Here is a 17,058-nt window from a genome sequence, read left to right on the forward strand (position 1 = left end):
TTACTAAAACCCGATTCTTAATAAGAATCGGGTTTTTTTTATGTTAAAGAGGCAGTAAAACCCGTTAAATAATCGTATATTTAATAGCTACTATTTTGTAGAAATGATAAAACTGATAGAATGAATTTCAATTTTCAAGAATTTATAAAAGAATACAAACAGAGATTGGCAGATGTTTTTTCAACGGAAGAAGAGAAGCATGAAGATAGTTTGGTTCGGGGTATAAAGCCTGCTACTTTTAATCAAATTATGGAATTAGCTCCACTAGGGGCGTTTATTCCTTCTAAATATGACGGGTTCGGTGGACACACATCAGAAGCTCTTTCTATGCTTGAAGCGAGTTCTTATGAATCTCTACCTCTTTCTTTAATGATGGGAATTAATGGTGCTCTTTTTCTTCAACCGGTTGCAAACTATGGTTCAGAGGAAGCGAAAACCGGTATCTACGACCGTGTTATGCATGACAGAAGAATGGGAGGTTTAATGATCACAGAACCGGATTACGGTTCAGATGCTCTCAAAATGCAAACTTCATTCACAAAGGTTGATGGAAAGTATAAGATTGAAGGATTGAAGCACTGGGCAGGTTTAACAGGCATGGCTGATTACTGGCTCATGACTGCCAGAGGCAAAGATAAGAATGGTAATTTAACCAGAGATATCTCTTTCTTTATTCATGATACAAGAAATGGCGGTATCGAAGTACAAGAGTATTATAACAATTTAGGATTGTATATGCTTCCTTATGGGAAGAACAAAATCAACATTCAGGTTGATGAATCTCACAAACTAGAGCCATCAAGTACCGGTATTACGATGATGTTAGATCTTCTTCACAGAAGCAGACTTCAATTTCCGGGAATGGGAATGGGCTTTTTGAGAAGAATGCTTGATGAAGCCATAGATCATTGTAAGGAACGTTTTGTTGGTGGTCAAAGCTTGTTTAATTACGATCAGGTAAAAAGCAGGTTGTCTGAGTTACAAGCTTATTTTACGGTGTGTTCTGCTATGTGTAATTTTACAGGCAGCACAGTCCCTTTAGAAAGAAATACGTCTAAAATGGACCTGGAGGCAAATTCTATAAAGTCTGTTGTGACAGATTTTATGCAAAGAGCTTCGCAATCACTTCTTCAGTTAACAGGAGCTAAAGGTTACAGACTTGATCATATCGCAGGAAGGTCTGTTGTTGACAGTCGGCCATTTCAAATTTTTGAAGGCTCAAATGATATTTTATATCAACAGATATCAGAGTCTGTAATGAAGATGATGAGAAGAGTTAAAAGTTCTAATCTATATGATTTTCTAAGTGAGTTCGATCTTACGATAAAATCTTCTGACTATTTTAAGGATGCTCTAAATTTTGAAATAGATACCAAAATGCCTCAGCGTAAATTGGTTGATCTTGGTAAAGCACTCGGAAGAATTATTTCTATGGAGTTCACAATCAATTTAGGTGAGCAAGGTTTCAACAAGGAATTAGTTGATAATGCTGTAAAGACCTTACAAGATGAAGTGAATTCGATCATGTGTTTATTCAAACATGGGGGAGAGGCTTCTGTTGTTGAAGACTATCAAATCGAAAGTTCTTGGTTTAACCTCCAAACGGTACATGCCGAATAAAAAGAAACTAATTGTTCTATCCGGTTCGGGTATAAGTGCTGAAAGTGGGTTGTCAACTTTCAGAGATTCAGGTGGTTTATGGGAAGGTTACAACATAAATGAAGTAGCTACACCTGAAGGTTGGTACAGAAACCCGGAACAGGTTTTAGACTTTTATAATCTGAGAAGAGAGCAAACTGGTAAAGCACTGCCAAATAAGGCACACCTAAAACTTGTTGGCTTAGAGTCTTTATTTGATGTAGAAATTATTACACAAAATGTAGATGACTTACATGAGAGAGCAGGATCAAGTAAGATTCTTCATTTGCATGGTGAGTTAACCAAAGCCAGAAGTGTAGATAACGAAAACTTGATTGTTGAAATTGGAACAAACCCAATTCACTTAGGAGATGTTGGATCTGATGGAAAGCAATTAAGACCTCATGTTGTTTGGTTTGGAGAAATGGTTCCTATGCTTGAAAAAGCAGCACTTATAGTTGAAGAAGCTGATATTTTGGTTGTGATAGGAACATCATTGGTCGTATATCCGGCAGCGAGTTTAATTGATTATGCTCCTGACTATTGTAAGAAATATATTATAGATCCATCAGCTCCTGAACTCTATTCATTTGATGGATGGAGACATATAAAAGAACCCGCTACTTCAGGAATAGAAAAATTAATTACAGAATTAGAGAAAGATCATGGCTAAGACCTCAGAAGAAATTAAAGCAATACTAGAGCAGTTTACTATTCCATTTTTTCATCTTGAAAAGAGATTTCCCTTACTTCCGGGAAAAGCAGATAAAAAGGCTGAAGCTTTATTGTTAGGCATTTCAGAAGAAGAATTAAAAAGCTATAGAGAAAATATAACTCAGAATGCAAAGCAAGCGGCACTTGAGTTGCTAAAAGAAGATGAAATCATCGATTGTCTTGATTCCTTACCTCTTGATGGCTCTGAAACAATCGCCGTTTTAGGTGACTCAATAACTGAAGATGGGCAGGGTTGGTTCGAAATCTTAAAACAAGTTTTAGAACTATCTGTTGAAAAAGCAGACTTTACTTTTATCAATGCTGCCATCGGAGAAGAAACATCTTCAGAGGCTTTAAAAAGGTTGGACAGAGATGTTCTTATCAATGAGCCGGATTGGGTATTTGTTGCTTTAGGAACTTATGATGCCCAAAGATTGAATATTGTTCCGGACCGAACTATAACCCCATTATCCGTAACCTGGGAAAATCTGGAGTCCATTCAAAATATTGTGGGCGAATATGTTTCCAATCCGGTTATTTGGATTACGCCAACACCAGTAATTTTAGAATTACTTTCAGAAAACCCTTTATATCAATACACAATTGAAGAAGAGGATCTGCAGCAAGTAAGGCAATTGGTTGCCGGTAAAGACGGAGTAATTATTGACTCTTTAGGAAGCCGAATGGGAAAAGAAGGACCTGAAGCCTGGAACTATGTTGCTGATGGTTTGCATCACTCACTTACCGGACACATGAACACTGCTCGGCTGGTTATTAAAAAACTGTCAGAATCCAATGTGTCAACCGACTAAAAATTCAGTCTGAAATTCACAACTTCAACAGCGGGTTTAATGGAAGAGCTTATATCCGTTCTTGTTAATTGAGTTGTTTGAATAAGGGTTGGATTTAAGAAACCAAAGCTCGATTTATCTTCGAAATTCATTCCGATTAATCCACTGGCATTTTGGTTTACGTTTGCTGCAGCAAGTGGAGCATATGTACGTTCAGCTAAAACGAACGTATCAAATATTCCAAAGCCAAAACCTGCCCAAGCCCCAATACCTGCTCCATATTGCAAGCCGGAAACAATGGGTTCATTTGCGACAAGAGTTACAGCTACCACAACTATTGATCCGAGCGCAGCACCATAAAAAGTATCCAGTAAAACAATAATACTGCTGTTATTTCCATCATTAAAAAGACCGGAAACCAATACTTCTTGTCCCTCACCTTTTGTGATGTCAAAACCTCCCATCCCAATTCCATAAAGTGTTCCAAGTCCTACTCCAACTCTGAGATTAGCAAAATCGTCGGAATTTGTAAGAGCCATTGTTGCACCACCAAGTAATGTTCCTTGAACCGCACCATTTAATGTGTTACCTGCCAACAGTTCTACAGTTTGAGCTTTAGAGGATGTGATTCCGGTACAAAGACACAAGAGAATTGCTGCAAAAAATATAAAGGGCTTTTTCATTCTGTAGATATTTAGTTGAGCAAATTTAATGATTCTTGAGATGCTATTCCAAAGCTATTCAGGATTATTTAATGCAACCGGTATAATTTTTCCATTCATGAATTTATGTCCATGTAATACAAAGTCGGAAATATATGAGCCCATTTCATTTGCCTGAACAGGGGCTTGATAACCGGGGAAGGCTTCTTCGAGCATACTGGTTTGCACTGCTCCTAAACATAAACAATTAACCGAGATTTCATCAGATGAAAATTCGGTACTTAAACATTCAGATAAGATACCTAAAGCTCCTTTTGCTGATGAATAGGCAGCTAAACCGGGAAATTTATCACTTCCCTGAAATCCACCCATACTCCCAATATTTACTATGTGAGATCCTTTATTCAGATAGGGTTTCAGGGATTGAATGAGGTTTACAGGAGCAAATAAATTAACATCGAAAATATACTCCCACTCATCTGCCGTAGTTTCTGAAAAAGGTTTGTTTACAAGTGCTCCGGCATTATTTACCAGACCGTCAATTCCATTTGTGTCAGACACGCACTCCAGTATTTTCTGTATATCATCACTTTTAGTTAAGTCTGCAGATATAATTTTTAATAGAGATGAAGAAGTCTCTAACTCGAGTTCTTGGAGTTTTTCTGTAGACCGGGCAACGGCAATTACTTGACATTCTGATTCAAGAAGCTTTAATGCTGTTTGATATCCAATACCTTTACTGGCACCGGTAAGTACGATCGTTTTCATGTATGATTTTTTTATTTCTTAAAGTTAAGGAATGCTGTTTGCATACAAAACATTTACTTTTTTATGTTAAAAGGGTTTAGAAAAAGCGCTTTTTCTCAATATCTTTGAGACCCTTATAATTCGAATTAAAAAGACTTCATGAGCGAGAATACATCGCATCCGCTGGTACCAAAAAATATTGAACAGTTAAACAGGTATATAGCGGGAAAAACTATCGCTGAAGTAAAAGAAGCATATAATCCTGCTAAAATAGCTAAGCTTGCTTCCAATGAAAACAGATTGGGATGTAGTCCCAAAGTAGAATCAGCGATTTTAGAAGCATTCAAAGAAATTCAGGATTACCCTGATCCAATTGCCAGAAAATTACGAGCTGCAATTGCTCAGAAAAATGGGGTTAAAGAGTCAGAAGTTATTTTGACATCAGGCTCAGAAAGTCTGCTATCTATGTTATGCAGAACGTTCTTTCTGAACAAGCAAAATGCGATAACAGCAAATGCTACCTTTGTAGGATTTTTTGTCCAAGCCGGAGTAAGAGGTATTCATTTAAAGAAAATTCCGTTAACGGATGACTATCGTTTTGATGTAAAGGCAATGGTAAACGCTATTGATGATCAAACAAAAATGATCTATTTAGCCAATCCGAATAATCCAACCGGTACATATATCAACAAGAAGGAATATGAATGGTTGCTGGAGCAAGTTCCGGAGCATATTTTGATAGTAGCGGATGAAGCTTACTATGAATTTGCTGAAAGTGTGGAAGATTATCCTAAAGCTTTAGAATATGATAACGATAACGTGATCGTATTAAGAACTTTTTCGAAAGCTTACGGACTTGCCGGATTCAGAGTTGGTTATGGTATTGCCAAAGAAGAGATCATCAATAACTTGTTGAAAACAAAACTTACATTTGAACCAACTACTCTTGCGCAGGCGGCAGCATTAGCGGCATATAAGGATGATGAGTTCTTAAATAAGAGTATTAAAGTTGTAAATGATGGTAAAGAAAGGTTATATAGATTTTTTGATGAACATAATGTGAGTTACAAAAAGTCGATCTCTAATTCTGTAATGATGATTCTGCCTACAGAAGAAGAAGCGATAAGTTTTACTCAGAAAATGCTTGAACTAGGAGTGATCCTCAGGAGAATAAATGCATTCGGTTTACCGGCTTGTGTAAGAATCACCATTGGAATTGAAGAAGAAATGGATCACTTTGAAGAGTGTTTCAAAAAAGTAATGACTAATAGTTAAGAATTTAAAAAGTTACATGGCTACTAAAAAGAAAAAAGGCAAAGGTAATTCTAAAGTAGATTGGCGTGATGTTGCTCGTTTAATGCTTACATCAAGGGCAATGGATGAGAAAGAAGAAACGGATCTGGTGCCTAATAAAAAAGTACTATACCAATTCTCGGCTCGTGGTCATGAACTTGGACAAATTCTTCTGGGCAAGCTATTAACCAATAACAATGACGCCGCGAGCGCTTACTATCGATCCCGTCCATTGTTGCTTTCTTTAGGATTAGATCTTGAGGATGCAATGGCTGCGCCAATGGGTAAATCCGGTAGTTATAGTGATGGAAGAGATATTGGAGTGGTGTGTAATAAACCGGATGAAGATTCCGTAAAAGTATTACCGATGGCAGGCGATGTAGGTTCCCAATATACTCCGGCAATTGGTTGGGCTCAGGCAATTGAGTATAGAAGGAAAGTTTTAAAAGAGAAGAAATATGAAGGAGCTATTGCCGTAATTCTGGGTGGAGATGGTTCGGTCGCCACTAATGGTTTTTGGTCCGCTTTAACAATTGCTACAACTCAGAATCTTCCGGTGTTATTTTATATTGAGGATAATGGGTATGGAATTTCTGTGACCAGTGAATTTCAAACACCGGGTGGAGTTATTACTGATAACCTCCAATCTTTCAAAAACCTCAGAATTATAGAAGGAGATGGAACAGACCCTGAAGAAGCTGCTGAACTTATGGAAGAAGCAGTGAAATCAGTCAGGGATCGAAAGGGACCAACCATGATCCGATTAAAAGTTCCAAGATTAAATGGTCATTCTTATCAGGATAATCAGGCATATAAGCCCGAAGAATTAGTTGAGAAGGAAAAGCAGAACGATCCGTTAGATACTCTGAAAAAATACCTGGTTCCTGATACTTTAACGGAAAGAGTTTGGAATAATCTGGAGAAAAAAGCTAAAGAAACTATTGAAGAAACAGCTGAAGCAGCACTAGCTCGTCCTGAGCCGGATACGTCAACTACAGAAAAACACGCATTTGCTGAAGAACTGCAAACCATCGGAGGTTTAGCAGTTGAAGGACATAAATTCCCGGAAGAAACCGAAACGCCGACTCCCGAAAAGCAGCGGATCAATATTGTGGAAGCCATTCGTAGAACATTAGCCTACGAACTGGAAACAAACAAAAAACTTCTGGTTTTTGGTGAAGATGTTGGATTGAAAGGTGGAGTTCATGCTGCAACGATGGATCTTCAGTCAAAATTTGGTGAAGATCGTGTTTTCGATACCAGTTTATCAGAAGAAGGAATTATAGGTCGTTCGGTTGGTATGGCATATGCAGGATTGATGCCTGTTGCGGAAATTCAGTTCAGAAAATATGCAGATCCTGCTACTGAACAGTTGAACAATTGCGGAACTACCAGATGGAGAACCGCTAACCGCTTCGCAGCTCCTATTGTGGTTAGAATGCCCGGAGGCTTTGCAAAATGTGGTGATCCTTGGCACAGTATGAGTAACGAAGTTTTCTTTACTCACGCGATTGGATGGCAAGTAGCCATGCCAAGTAATGCACAGGACGCTGTAGGACTTCTAAGAAGCGCAATGCGCTCAAATAACCCAACTATGTTCTTTGAGCACAGAAACCTCTTAGACGCAAAATACGCACGTAAACCCTATCCCGGAAATGAGTTCGTCGTTCCTTTTGGAAAGGCTAAGCTTTTAAAAGAAGGAAGTGACGTAACCATAATAACCTGGGGCGCCATGTGTGAAAGAAGTGAGCAAGCTGTGGAAGAAACCGGTATTTCTGCAGATGTATTGGATCTCAGAACTTTGATGCCCTGGGATAAAGAAGCTTGTTTAAAATCTCTTGCCAAAACAAATAAATGCCTTATTGTACATGAAGATAATAAGACAGCCGGTTTTGGTGCAGAAATTTCTGCTGTACTTTCAAAAGAAGGTTTTGATATGTTAGACGCTCCGGTTGAAAGAATAACAATGCCGGATATACCAGTTCCTTATAATGTAGGATTGATGGAATCAGTGCTACCTACCGTAGATAAAATTAAACAAAGACTAGAGTACTTGAGTAACTACTAGCCCAAATGTTACATGAGGATTTTATAACCTTCAGAAATGGTTATTGCTCATGTCTTTAGATAAATTCCAAAAATGGAAAATCGGGTTAAAGTTATATCTTGAATTTAGAGCGTAAGATAATATCAAGTTTTTTACTGTTGGCAGTTTTGCTCATTGGGATAGGATTCGTATGGGAATTCTACTATACAGAGATCAATAACAAGCAGTTTTTAGAGAGTAAGGATGCTACTTCAATTGTTGATTTTACAAATCAGATGGAAGTAGGTTTGCATCAGACTCTGATCTATTTGAACCTGATTCATGAATCCAGAACATCAAGAGAGAACATAAAAGATATCCGGGATTTACCATTACCATCGCAAGCAAAGGCAGGATTCGAAAAAGGATTAACAGCTTTCCACACCTCACGAGAAGATCTGGAAAAAATTATTGCAGATAAACCGATGCTTCTGGAGGAAATGTATGAACTACAGCGGCGAGTACTATTGTATGAAAACTTATCGAAAGATTGGCTTGATATGGATGAAGACTCCAGGGCTCAGTCAAATGTGCTTTTTTTATCATCTATAGCGCCTTATTTTTTAAATAATATCATTCCTAAATTTGAAGAGATACGATCATTAGCTATTGCCCGTCAAGACATGATGATCAATGATCTGGATACTAAGTTGAGTAGAGGAAGAATTATTAATTATTCCGCTACTTTTATAATTCTGATAATTGGAATCGGAATTGCTCTGTATTTATATCGATCAATTATCAACCCACTCCAAGCACTTTCTGTTTCCGTAAAAAAAGTAGGTGAAGGAGATCTGGATGAACGAGTAGAAATAAAAACCAGGGATGAGTTTGGAGAAGTGGCCAGCGCCTTCAACACCATGGCAGAAAACCTTCAGAAACAAACTATTTCAAGTACCTATTTAGATAATGTGATGGAATCTATCAATGAAGGTATTTTTGTGATCAATAATGAAGGAAATGTAATACGCCTCAATGAAGCTGCTGCCGAAATGTTGGAATTAGATAAAAGCGAGTTGATAGGAAAACCAATTTCTACATTTTTTAAGCTAATAGTGCCTGAAGAAACCTCATCAGATAAAAGGGCACAAGAGTATCAACTGCAGACAATAAGAGACAACAAAGTTCCGGTTTTGTTTTCGGAATCCGGTTTATTTGAAGATGGTGAAAAGAAGGGAAGTGTGGTCGTAGTTCGTGATATTTCGGAGCTAAAAAATGCTGAAAATCAGATAAAAAAATCCTTAGACGAAAAGAATGTGATGTTGGCAGAAATTCATCACAGGGTTAAAAATAATCTAGCGGTGGTTTCGGGATTGCTTCAACTACAGGTGATGCAAACACAAAGCGAAGAAGTAATTAAAATGCTTACCGAAAGTCAGCTTAGAGTTAAATCCATTGCTCTGATTCACGAAAAGTTGTACAGTAGTGATTCCTTAGCCTACATCGACTACGATAAATACACCAAGGATTTAGTTGAAACCATTAGTAACACTTACAATCTTAGTAGCAAAAAGATCAAAGTCAGGACAAGCATCACAGATGTATCTTTAAATGTTAATCAAGCAATACCTTGTTCTTTGCTGATCAACGAAGTTTTGGTTAATGCATATAAACATGCTTTTAACAAGCGCGAGCAAGGGGAGATATTAATTTCGATGACTGATAAAGACGGGGAAATAAATATTGAAGTGAGTGATAACGGAGAAGGATTGAGAGAATTAGAGAAAGAAAAGTCTAAAACAAATTCACTCGGTTTTACCTTGATCAAGACTTTAACAATGCAGCTTGAAGGTTCCTACTCATTTAATAACAGAAAAGATACTTCAGGTACTATTTTTCAACTTTCATTTTCTAAAGAGTACAGCTAGACTTTTAAGAGCATCTCTGAAAGTCATAAGCCAAATATTTTTACAATGAAAATGGAAATTGTAAATCCTAAAAACGCATAGGTAGTCCAGGCTAAAACAGATATAAGAAGGGATTTTAAAATGCGGAGAAACAAGTTTCCTGAATGAAAACTCGCTAATACATAAACGGGATATAAAAATACTACCAAATAGTTAAGTAGAAAAAATTTAGCAGAGATGGTACTTGCAATAAGGATAAAGATGGAAAAAAACATGTACTCGCCAATAATGAAAAATCCCAGTGTTAAATATTCTACGAAGTAAACCTTAGATTTGAGATTGAATAACTTGCTGAATAAAGCAATTGTCAGAGCAAAGATTAATAAGAAGGCATTGATATGATTCGAAAAATAATTCGATGCTTTTGCTATGGTTGTATCAGGGCTAGGAATCTGTTCCACACCTCTTAGATCAGAGACCATTTGGATTGGATCAAAATCCATAAAACTCTTAAGTATCAGATAAATAGCCAATACAAAAATGAAGTAACGGAAAGGGTGAGAGTAAGATTTTCTCCTTCCGGCAATGTATTCTCTTATAAGTTTACCGGGATTTGTTATTAATCCTCTAATTGTTCTGATAAGTGGTGTATCAAAATCGAAGTAATGCTCTAAAACATCCCGAACAGATTCTCGAAATATAATGCGACCACTATTTGGTTTTTGGCCACAGTTAGGACAAAAATTACCTTCGAATTCAGTTCTGCAATTATTACACACTATCATAGGAGAAGTAATAAAAAAAAGACCTCTTAAAAAAGAGGCCTTTTAAAATTAGGATGAAAAAAATAATTACTGTTCTCCAAAACAAGTACACTGCAATCCTGCTGCTTCCAGAGAAATGGCATGCCAATCGAATTCATCACCATAATCATTGCGCTCCCACCAAAATGGTAGTCGGTCTTTGGTTTGGTTTCCAACCTCATTCATAGTCGAAGCATCAAATAAACGACCATTTACCATCGTGAATTGAACAGAATTGGTGTTTCGAATATCCTCTAAAGGATTTTTCTCCAAAACAATAAGATCAGCCAGTTTCCCAACTTCTAAAGAACCAATATCATCATCAAGTCCGAGGTAATGTGCTCCGTTCAAAGTGGCTACTCTCAGCGCTTCCATATTTGTCATTCCACCTTGAGACATCATCCACAGTTCCCAGTGAGCACCGAGTCCCTGAAGTTGTCCGTGTGCTCCAAGATTAACTTTAACTCCGGCGTCAGTTAATAATTTAGAAGATTCCGCAGTCTTAATGTGACCATGCTCATACTCCTCGTCCGGAATCATAGTTCTGTGACGAGAACGAGGGTCGATAACGCTTCTTGGTGTAAAAGTGAGCAGTTTTTCGTTTTCCCAAACATTGTCTTTTTGGTAGAAGTAATATTCACCGCTCATACTTCCGTAGTTTACAATGTGTGTTGGCGTGTAACCTGTAGCACTGTTACTCCATAATTCCCTTACGTCTTTATAGAGAGGAACTACAGGAATGTTGTGCTCAATCCCGGTATGTCCATCTAGTATCATACTCATGTTATGAAAAAAGAAAGAGCCGCCTTCAGGAACAACCATCATTTCCAATTCTTTTGCAGCTTTCATGATCTGTTGGCGTTGTTCTCTTCGTGGCTGATTGTAACTCTTAACAGAAAAAGCGCCAAAAGCCTTGGTTCGTTTTAAGGCAAAAAGTGCGTCGTCATAATTATTGACAGTGGCTTTAAAGGCCCCGTCAGCACCATAAAGAATTACACCGGTCGAAAAGACTCTTGGCCCGATCATATTTCCTGCTTTAATAGCTTCGGAATGTGAAAATACCATTTCAGAATTCGAAGAAGGATCGTGAGCAGTAGTTACTCCGTATGCAAGATTTGCAAAGTATTCCCACTGCTGTTGAGGACTTAATCCTAATCTGAAGTTGCCCAAATGAGCATGTGCATCAACAATTCCCGGCATTATAGTTTTACCGGAAGCATCAATTACTTTTGCACCATTTGGAACAGAAACGTCTGCTCCGATAGCTATGATCTTATTTCCTTCAACAACAATGGTTCCGTTTTCAATAACCTGGTCGCCATTCATGGTGATAATTCTGGCATTGGTAAATGCTATGGTTCCTTCGGGAACATAGGTATCTAGTTCCAAACCGATATTCAATCCTGTTTTAGGTGGCTCGGGCAAACTATCAGGTGCACCTTCAACAAATTTGAAACTGTCTTTCAGATCAACGTTGAAATATTCTTCGCCTAAAGTCCACATCAGTTTCTTGCTATCTGCAGACCAATGCATATGGTAACCGCCTTCCGAAGCAACTAATGAAACCGGAATGGATTTAGTATTTGGTGAAAGCTCAATTGTTTTTCCCGGACTGGTCATCGGAGCGATATAGACCTTATACAAGTTTGAAAATGCCATCCATTTTCCATCAGGGCTTGGAACAAATTCATGGCCATAGCTGGAAGTGAATAATGTTTTTTGATCTTCTCCATCCAAATCTACACTGTTGTAAGACTTGTTTATTGCTCCGAAAATATATCCTCCGGATTGGTACATGATCCTTTCTCCAGTCGAATTGAATCTTGGAAAAGAGCCATTTACATCAAGCTTTTTTGGATCTCCTCCTGAAGTTGAAATGGTATAAATTCCGGGATTCAAAGTATGAACAAACCCTTGTTGACCATTTCCACTTTCTCTTCTGAATACAATAGTTTTTCCATCCGGAGAGAAAGAAGGTTCTCTGTAAATTCCTTTATCTTTTGTAAGTACAGTTGGTCTTTTGTAGAGATCTTTTGTGAGCAGATTAACAACATTCAAAGCACCCATATTTTCGTCACTCCAACTTACATAAGCGAGTAACTTTCCATCTGGAGAAAAAGCAGGTTCAAACTCGAAATCAGTTGCTCTGGTAAGACGTTTTGGTGTACCATTTGGCAATGCTTTGGTCCATAAATATCCTGCAGCGCTAAAGGCCAGAGTTTTTCCATCGGGAGAAGTAACCGCATTTCTGATAGCTTTTACAGTAAATTTATCAGGAGCAACTTCCTGTTTAAATCTGGCTGCATTATAAATAGTATGGCTGGACTCTACTTCAAACGGTATTACAGAAGCTTCTCTGGTTTCTACATTTATCTTATTGATCTTTCCATTAGCCCAAATGATGATCTCTTTGCCATTTGGCATCCAGTTAAAATTAGTATACACACCAAAAATAGCCCAGGCTTCTTGTTGGTCTTTACTCAGACTTTCATATAAAGGCCATTCTCTTCCTGTATCTAAATCTCGTAAAAATAAAACACTTTTAGTTCTCACTCTTCTAACGAAAGCTAAATGCTTTCCATCGGGAGATATTTGTGGTCTGGCTGCTCCTCCATTTCCTCCTGTTACCGTTTCGATATCACCTTCTTTAGTATCATACCGTCTGATCACATAGATCTGGCTGTTGGGGTCTTTATTATATTGGAAAAATCCCCCCGGATAATTGTCTTCGCTATAGTAAATATATCTTCCATCCGGAGAAACAGAAGGCTCTCCGATGTCCTGTTGCTCATTTTTCTTTTCTACTAATTGAATTCCTGATCCACCCGATTTATGATACATCCAGATTTCACCGGCACCCAAAGAACGAGAGGACGAAAAGTGTTTTTTAGCAATAATGTACTCTCCATCCGGCATCCATGTTGAGTTGTTAAGTAAACGGAAATTTTCTTTGGTTACCTGAGTAGCGTTTTCTCCATTTCTATCCATAATCCAAATGTTATCTCCACCACCAGCATCACTTGTAAACGAAATATGCTTTCCATTGGGACTGAATCTTGGCTGGACTTCAAAGGCATGTCCTCCTCTCAGCAGAGTTGCTTCGCCTCCTTTAACAGGCATTAGGTAAATATCTCCCAAAAGATCGAAAACAATATGTTTTCCGTCAGGGCTTACATCCAGATTCATCCATGTACCTTCCGAAGTTGTAAACGTATGATTGGTTGATTCACCCAGATCTGGATTGGAAACCTCCCATTTATCCTGAGCCATAGTTGATGTAAAAAAAAGCAGAGCTAAAAGTAGCGTATAAAAGTAGTTCATAGAGCTTCAATAATTTATAGTTACAGCGATAATAGTGTATATATACTTAAAATTTTAGTGATTGAAGCAATTTTACAAAAGTATAAGTTTAGCTTAATCATTATTAATTAATAAGCTCAAAAAATATGCGCATATTGGACCGGTTTTATTTAATGATATAGAATATTGAAATACTATTTATTCATTATAGCTTTTTGGGGATTTACAAGCGTTGGTTTAGCACAGAGGTATGATGTAAAGCGATACTCCGTAAATGAGGGTATGCCTTCAAGTCAGATTTATGATATTCAATTTGATGAAATCGGTTTTGCATGGCTGGCTACCGCTTATGGTGTAGTACGGACTGACGGTATAAATTTTATCACCATAGGAGAAGAACAAGGCCTAAAAGAGGAAACAACATCCGATCTTTTCATAGACAGTCTCGGTAATTTTTGGGTAGCTTCAGTAGAACAGGGAGTAGGATTAATTAAGGAAGACACTGTAGTATATTTAGAAGACTTGTCATTCCTGAATGATAAGGATGTAAACTATATTACAGAGTCACCTCTGGGAAAATTATGGTTTGGAACCAATAACTCCGGAGTTTATTCCTGGGAAAGGGAAAGTAATAAAATAGATTCTCTTAATAGTTCAAATTCCTCGCTTCCATCAGATACTGTTTGGGATATATATTTTGATGATTCAGGACTTTTGTGGATTTCAACACAGGCAGGTCTGGCAATTTTAGATAGTGAATTGAATCAAAGAATGATCTACACGGAAGAAAATGGGTTGAACGGATTTGCAGCTTATCAAACCTATGAAACCAGTGACGGTAATAAATGGATCGCCTCAACAAACGGAGTTACCATTGTAAAGCCTGATTTCACCACAGAAAATATTTCAGAATTAGCCGGTGCGAAATTAAACTATGTATATAATATTATAGAAGATGAACATGACCATGTTTGGATCGGAACAGAGAGGAATGGAGTATTTTGGTATACAGAAGAGGAATCCAGACATATTACCAAAAAAAATGGGTTGAGCAGCAATTATGTGTATCGCTTTGCTAAAGATGAACACGGGTCAGTTTGGGTAGCAACTGATGGAGATGGTGTTACTATTTTTAAGGATATGCACTTTCAAATATTCGATTCTAATTCCGAATATGGTGCGAATGAAGTTTTCGGTACTCACAAAGCAAATGATGGAACACTTTGGTTCGCTAATAATAAAGGCTTAACGAGCTTTAAGAATGGCATGTTTAATTTTTTTGAATTTCCAGAGAAATATAAAAATGAGGAAATCTGGGAAATCGAAGAATTAGAAAGCGGTACGCTTGTTTTACTTTCATACGAAAGCAGTTTGTTTACATTTGATGGGGTCAATTATTCAGATTATAAATTTCAGATTGAAGAAACACCCCATTATAACACTGATATCTTAATAGAAGAAGACGGCACGTTAGTTCTTTCGGGGGAAGAAGGACTTTTATTTATTTGGGGAGACAAAGTAGACACACTAGTTACAATAGGAAAGGGGTACTGGGATAGATATGTGAATGTTGTTCACAAAGATAAAGAAGGTGTATACTGGTTAGGTACTGAAAATGGAGTTGTGGAATATAAAAATGGTAAACAGACCCGCTACAATAAAAAACAGGGGGTAGAAGGAGCTAGTGTTTATGAGATCAAAGAAGATGAGTTGGGAAATATCTGGTTTGGTACAAATAAAGGAATTACAGCTTTTACCAAATTAAAGAATCCTGAAAATCCATATTTGGTCAGAACTTTTGAAACAGATAAAAATTACCTCACTGAAACTATATTTATCCAGTTTGATTCTCTTGAGGGATTATGGCAAGGTACGAATGCAGGATTGAATTACTATAATTTACATGATTGGAATGATTCCGGGAAAACAAAGAGCATTCACTTTTCACTGCAAGGCTATGGAAGAGGAATAGAGTTTAATGGATCATCCAGCTTAATCGATGATGAGGGAGATTTATGGTTCGGAACAGCAGAAAATGGAGTGGTCAAATATAATGTTCCCAAAACTACAGGGATATTAAAGCAGGAAGAAGCTCCAAAACTGTTTTTCAATGATATTTATGTGAACGGGGAAATGCTTGATCTAAGCAATTCAAACCAAGGACCTGTTGAGTTAAATTTTGATGAAAATAATATTGAAATAGATTTTGGAGTACTAAACTTTAAAGATCCTCAGAGAGTGACTCTTAAGCATAAACTAGATGGGTTTGATAGAGAATTTATGTCGGATGGAGATGATAATACAAAGTTGTATACAAACTTAGAACCGGGTCATTATACATTTCAGGTTTATGCAAGGTCTCCGGTTTCGGACTGGAATAAAAAACCTCTGAGTTTTGAGTTTGTTATCAAACAGCCTTATTGGATGCAATGGTGGTTTATTATTCTATCATTAATATTGTTAATAACAGCTCTTTATTTGATCGTAAAATTCAGGGTCGCATATCTTGAAAAGAATAAACTAAAGATATTGGTTGATGAGCAAACTTTGGAACTTCAAGGAGCGCTGGAAGAAAAGGAAGTCCTTATAAAAGAAATACATCACCGGGTTAAAAATAACCTGGCCGTAATTTCAGGGTTGTTGGAAATGCAAAGTTGGACGTTAAAAAATAAAGAAGCTAAAAAAGCACTTAACGAATCCAAACTCAGGGTTTTAGCAATTGCTAAGATTCATGAAAACCTATATCAAAATAAAAATCTCGGAAAGATCGATTTTGGGGTTTTTCTAAATGAGTTGAAAAGTGGGGTTGCTGCAACAATGCAAGTGAGCGGAAAGGTTATTGATATTGATCTTAAAGTTAGATCAAATATGATCAGGTTAGACCAAGCTATTCCCTGTGGTTTAATAATAAATGAACTTTTGACAAACGCATTCAAACATGCTTTTGAGGATGTTAATGAAGGCAAAATTGAAATTTGCTTTGAAGCGAAAGAAGAGTTTTTGTACTTACAAGTACGTGACAACGGAAAGGGGATAGACGAAGATATCGTAAAGAAAAGCAATTCGTCTTTGGGCATTACCTTAATAGAATCGTTAGTGGTTCAACTGGAAGCTGAATTTAGAATCACCAATGACAAAGGTGCTGTATTTGATTTTAAGATCCCGATCAATAACTGA

Annotated in this window: 11 protein-coding genes; 7 read left to right on the plus strand and 4 right to left on the minus strand. The window is 37.3% G+C overall.

What is annotated here, in order from left to right; all coding sequences use genetic code 11:
* Positions 1–120 precede the first annotated feature (120 nt).
* From A8B79_RS03515 to A8B79_RS03525, 3 genes are read left to right on the plus strand one after another with little or no spacing between them, the layout of a single operon-like run.
* Complete coding sequence (locus A8B79_RS03515; RefSeq protein WP_066218017.1) at positions 121–1,620, plus strand: acyl-CoA dehydrogenase family protein; 1,500 nt, start codon at positions 121–123, stop codon at positions 1,618–1,620.
* On the plus strand, positions 1,610–2,311 hold the full coding sequence (locus A8B79_RS03520) for a Sir2 family NAD-dependent protein deacetylase (RefSeq protein WP_066218021.1): 702 nt from the start codon (positions 1,610–1,612) through the stop codon (positions 2,309–2,311). Before A8B79_RS03515 ends, A8B79_RS03520 begins: the two co-directional genes overlap by 11 nt.
* Positions 2,304–3,164 carry an SGNH/GDSL hydrolase family protein gene (locus tag A8B79_RS03525; RefSeq protein ID WP_066218023.1) on the plus strand — a complete coding sequence of 287 codons (861 nt, stop codon included), beginning with the start codon at positions 2,304–2,306 and terminating at the stop codon, positions 3,162–3,164. Before A8B79_RS03520 ends, A8B79_RS03525 begins: the two co-directional genes overlap by 8 nt.
* Here the strand turns inward: A8B79_RS03525 and A8B79_RS03530 are convergent.
* Together A8B79_RS03530 and A8B79_RS03535 are read right to left on the minus strand one after the other, a co-directional pair.
* A complete protein-coding gene (locus tag A8B79_RS03530) occupies positions 3,161–3,826 on the minus strand; it encodes a hypothetical protein (RefSeq protein ID WP_066218025.1) in 666 nt (221 codons plus the stop codon). The genes A8B79_RS03525 and A8B79_RS03530 overlap by 4 nt on opposite strands.
* A 54-nt stretch (positions 3,827–3,880) precedes the next feature.
* Positions 3,881–4,573: an SDR family NAD(P)-dependent oxidoreductase gene (locus A8B79_RS03535; protein ID WP_066218027.1), complete on the minus strand. Its 693-nt coding sequence runs from the start codon at positions 4,571–4,573 to the stop codon at positions 3,881–3,883.
* 138 nt (positions 4,574–4,711) lie between these two features.
* On the opposite strand from A8B79_RS03535, the gene hisC reads away from it, so the two are divergent.
* The 3 genes from hisC to A8B79_RS03550 all read left to right on the plus strand — a co-directional run bounded on the left by hisC (position 4,712) and on the right by A8B79_RS03550 (position 9,799).
* The gene (gene hisC / locus A8B79_RS03540) at positions 4,712–5,827 is read left to right on the plus strand and encodes a histidinol-phosphate transaminase (protein WP_082894051.1); all 1,116 of its coding nucleotides are present in this window, start codon (positions 4,712–4,714) and stop codon (positions 5,825–5,827) included.
* 16 nt (positions 5,828–5,843) lie between these two features.
* On the plus strand, positions 5,844–7,913 hold the full coding sequence (locus tag A8B79_RS03545) for an alpha-ketoacid dehydrogenase subunit alpha/beta (protein WP_066218029.1): 2,070 nt from the start codon (positions 5,844–5,846) through the stop codon (positions 7,911–7,913).
* A gap of 137 nt (positions 7,914–8,050) precedes the next feature.
* Positions 8,051–9,799, plus strand: coding sequence for a sensor histidine kinase (locus A8B79_RS03550; protein ID WP_066218031.1), 1,749 nt, complete (start codon positions 8,051–8,053; stop codon positions 9,797–9,799).
* Between the two features lie 23 nt (positions 9,800–9,822).
* Here the strand turns inward: A8B79_RS03550 and A8B79_RS03555 are convergent, their stop codons facing one another.
* Complete coding sequence (locus tag A8B79_RS03555) at positions 9,823–10,563, minus strand: DUF3667 domain-containing protein (RefSeq protein WP_066218033.1); 741 nt, start codon at positions 10,561–10,563, stop codon at positions 9,823–9,825.
* A gap of 66 nt (positions 10,564–10,629) precedes the next feature.
* Positions 10,630–13,902, minus strand: coding sequence for an amidohydrolase family protein (locus A8B79_RS03560; protein WP_066218035.1), 3,273 nt, complete (start codon positions 13,900–13,902; stop codon positions 10,630–10,632).
* A 165-nt stretch (positions 13,903–14,067) separates the two neighbouring features.
* Here A8B79_RS03560 and A8B79_RS03565 point away from each other — a divergent pair, with 165 nt between their 5' ends.
* A complete protein-coding gene (locus A8B79_RS03565) occupies positions 14,068–17,058 on the plus strand; it encodes a two-component regulator propeller domain-containing protein (protein WP_066218037.1) in 2,991 nt (996 codons plus the stop codon).

The sequence above is a fragment of the Balneola sp. EhC07 genome (genome assembly GCF_001650905.1).
Classification (GTDB): Bacteria; Bacteroidota; Rhodothermia; order Balneolales; family Balneolaceae; genus Balneola.

Excerpts from the sequence above, each read along its gene's own strand:
- A8B79_RS03515 (WP_066218017.1), top strand. The coding sequence starts at position 121 with ATGAATTTCAATTTTCAAGAATTTATAAAAGAATACAAACAGAGATTG.
- A8B79_RS03520 (WP_066218021.1), top strand. The coding sequence starts at position 1,610 with ATGCCGAATAAAAAGAAACTAATTGTTCTATCCGGTTCGGGTATAAGT.
- A8B79_RS03525 (WP_066218023.1), top strand. The coding sequence starts at position 2,304 with ATGGCTAAGACCTCAGAAGAAATTAAAGCAATACTAGAGCAGTTTACT.
- A8B79_RS03530 (WP_066218025.1), bottom strand. The coding sequence starts at position 3,826 with ATGAAAAAGCCCTTTATATTTTTTGCAGCAATTCTCTTGTGTCTTTGT.
- A8B79_RS03535 (WP_066218027.1), bottom strand. The coding sequence starts at position 4,573 with ATGAAAACGATCGTACTTACCGGTGCCAGTAAAGGTATTGGATATCAA.
- hisC (WP_082894051.1), top strand. The coding sequence starts at position 4,712 with ATGAGCGAGAATACATCGCATCCGCTGGTACCAAAAAATATTGAACAG.
- A8B79_RS03545 (WP_066218029.1), top strand. The coding sequence starts at position 5,844 with ATGGCTACTAAAAAGAAAAAAGGCAAAGGTAATTCTAAAGTAGATTGG.
- A8B79_RS03555 (WP_066218033.1), bottom strand. The coding sequence starts at position 10,563 with ATGATAGTGTGTAATAATTGCAGAACTGAATTCGAAGGTAATTTTTGT.
- A8B79_RS03560 (WP_066218035.1), bottom strand. The coding sequence starts at position 13,902 with ATGAACTACTTTTATACGCTACTTTTAGCTCTGCTTTTTTTTACATCA.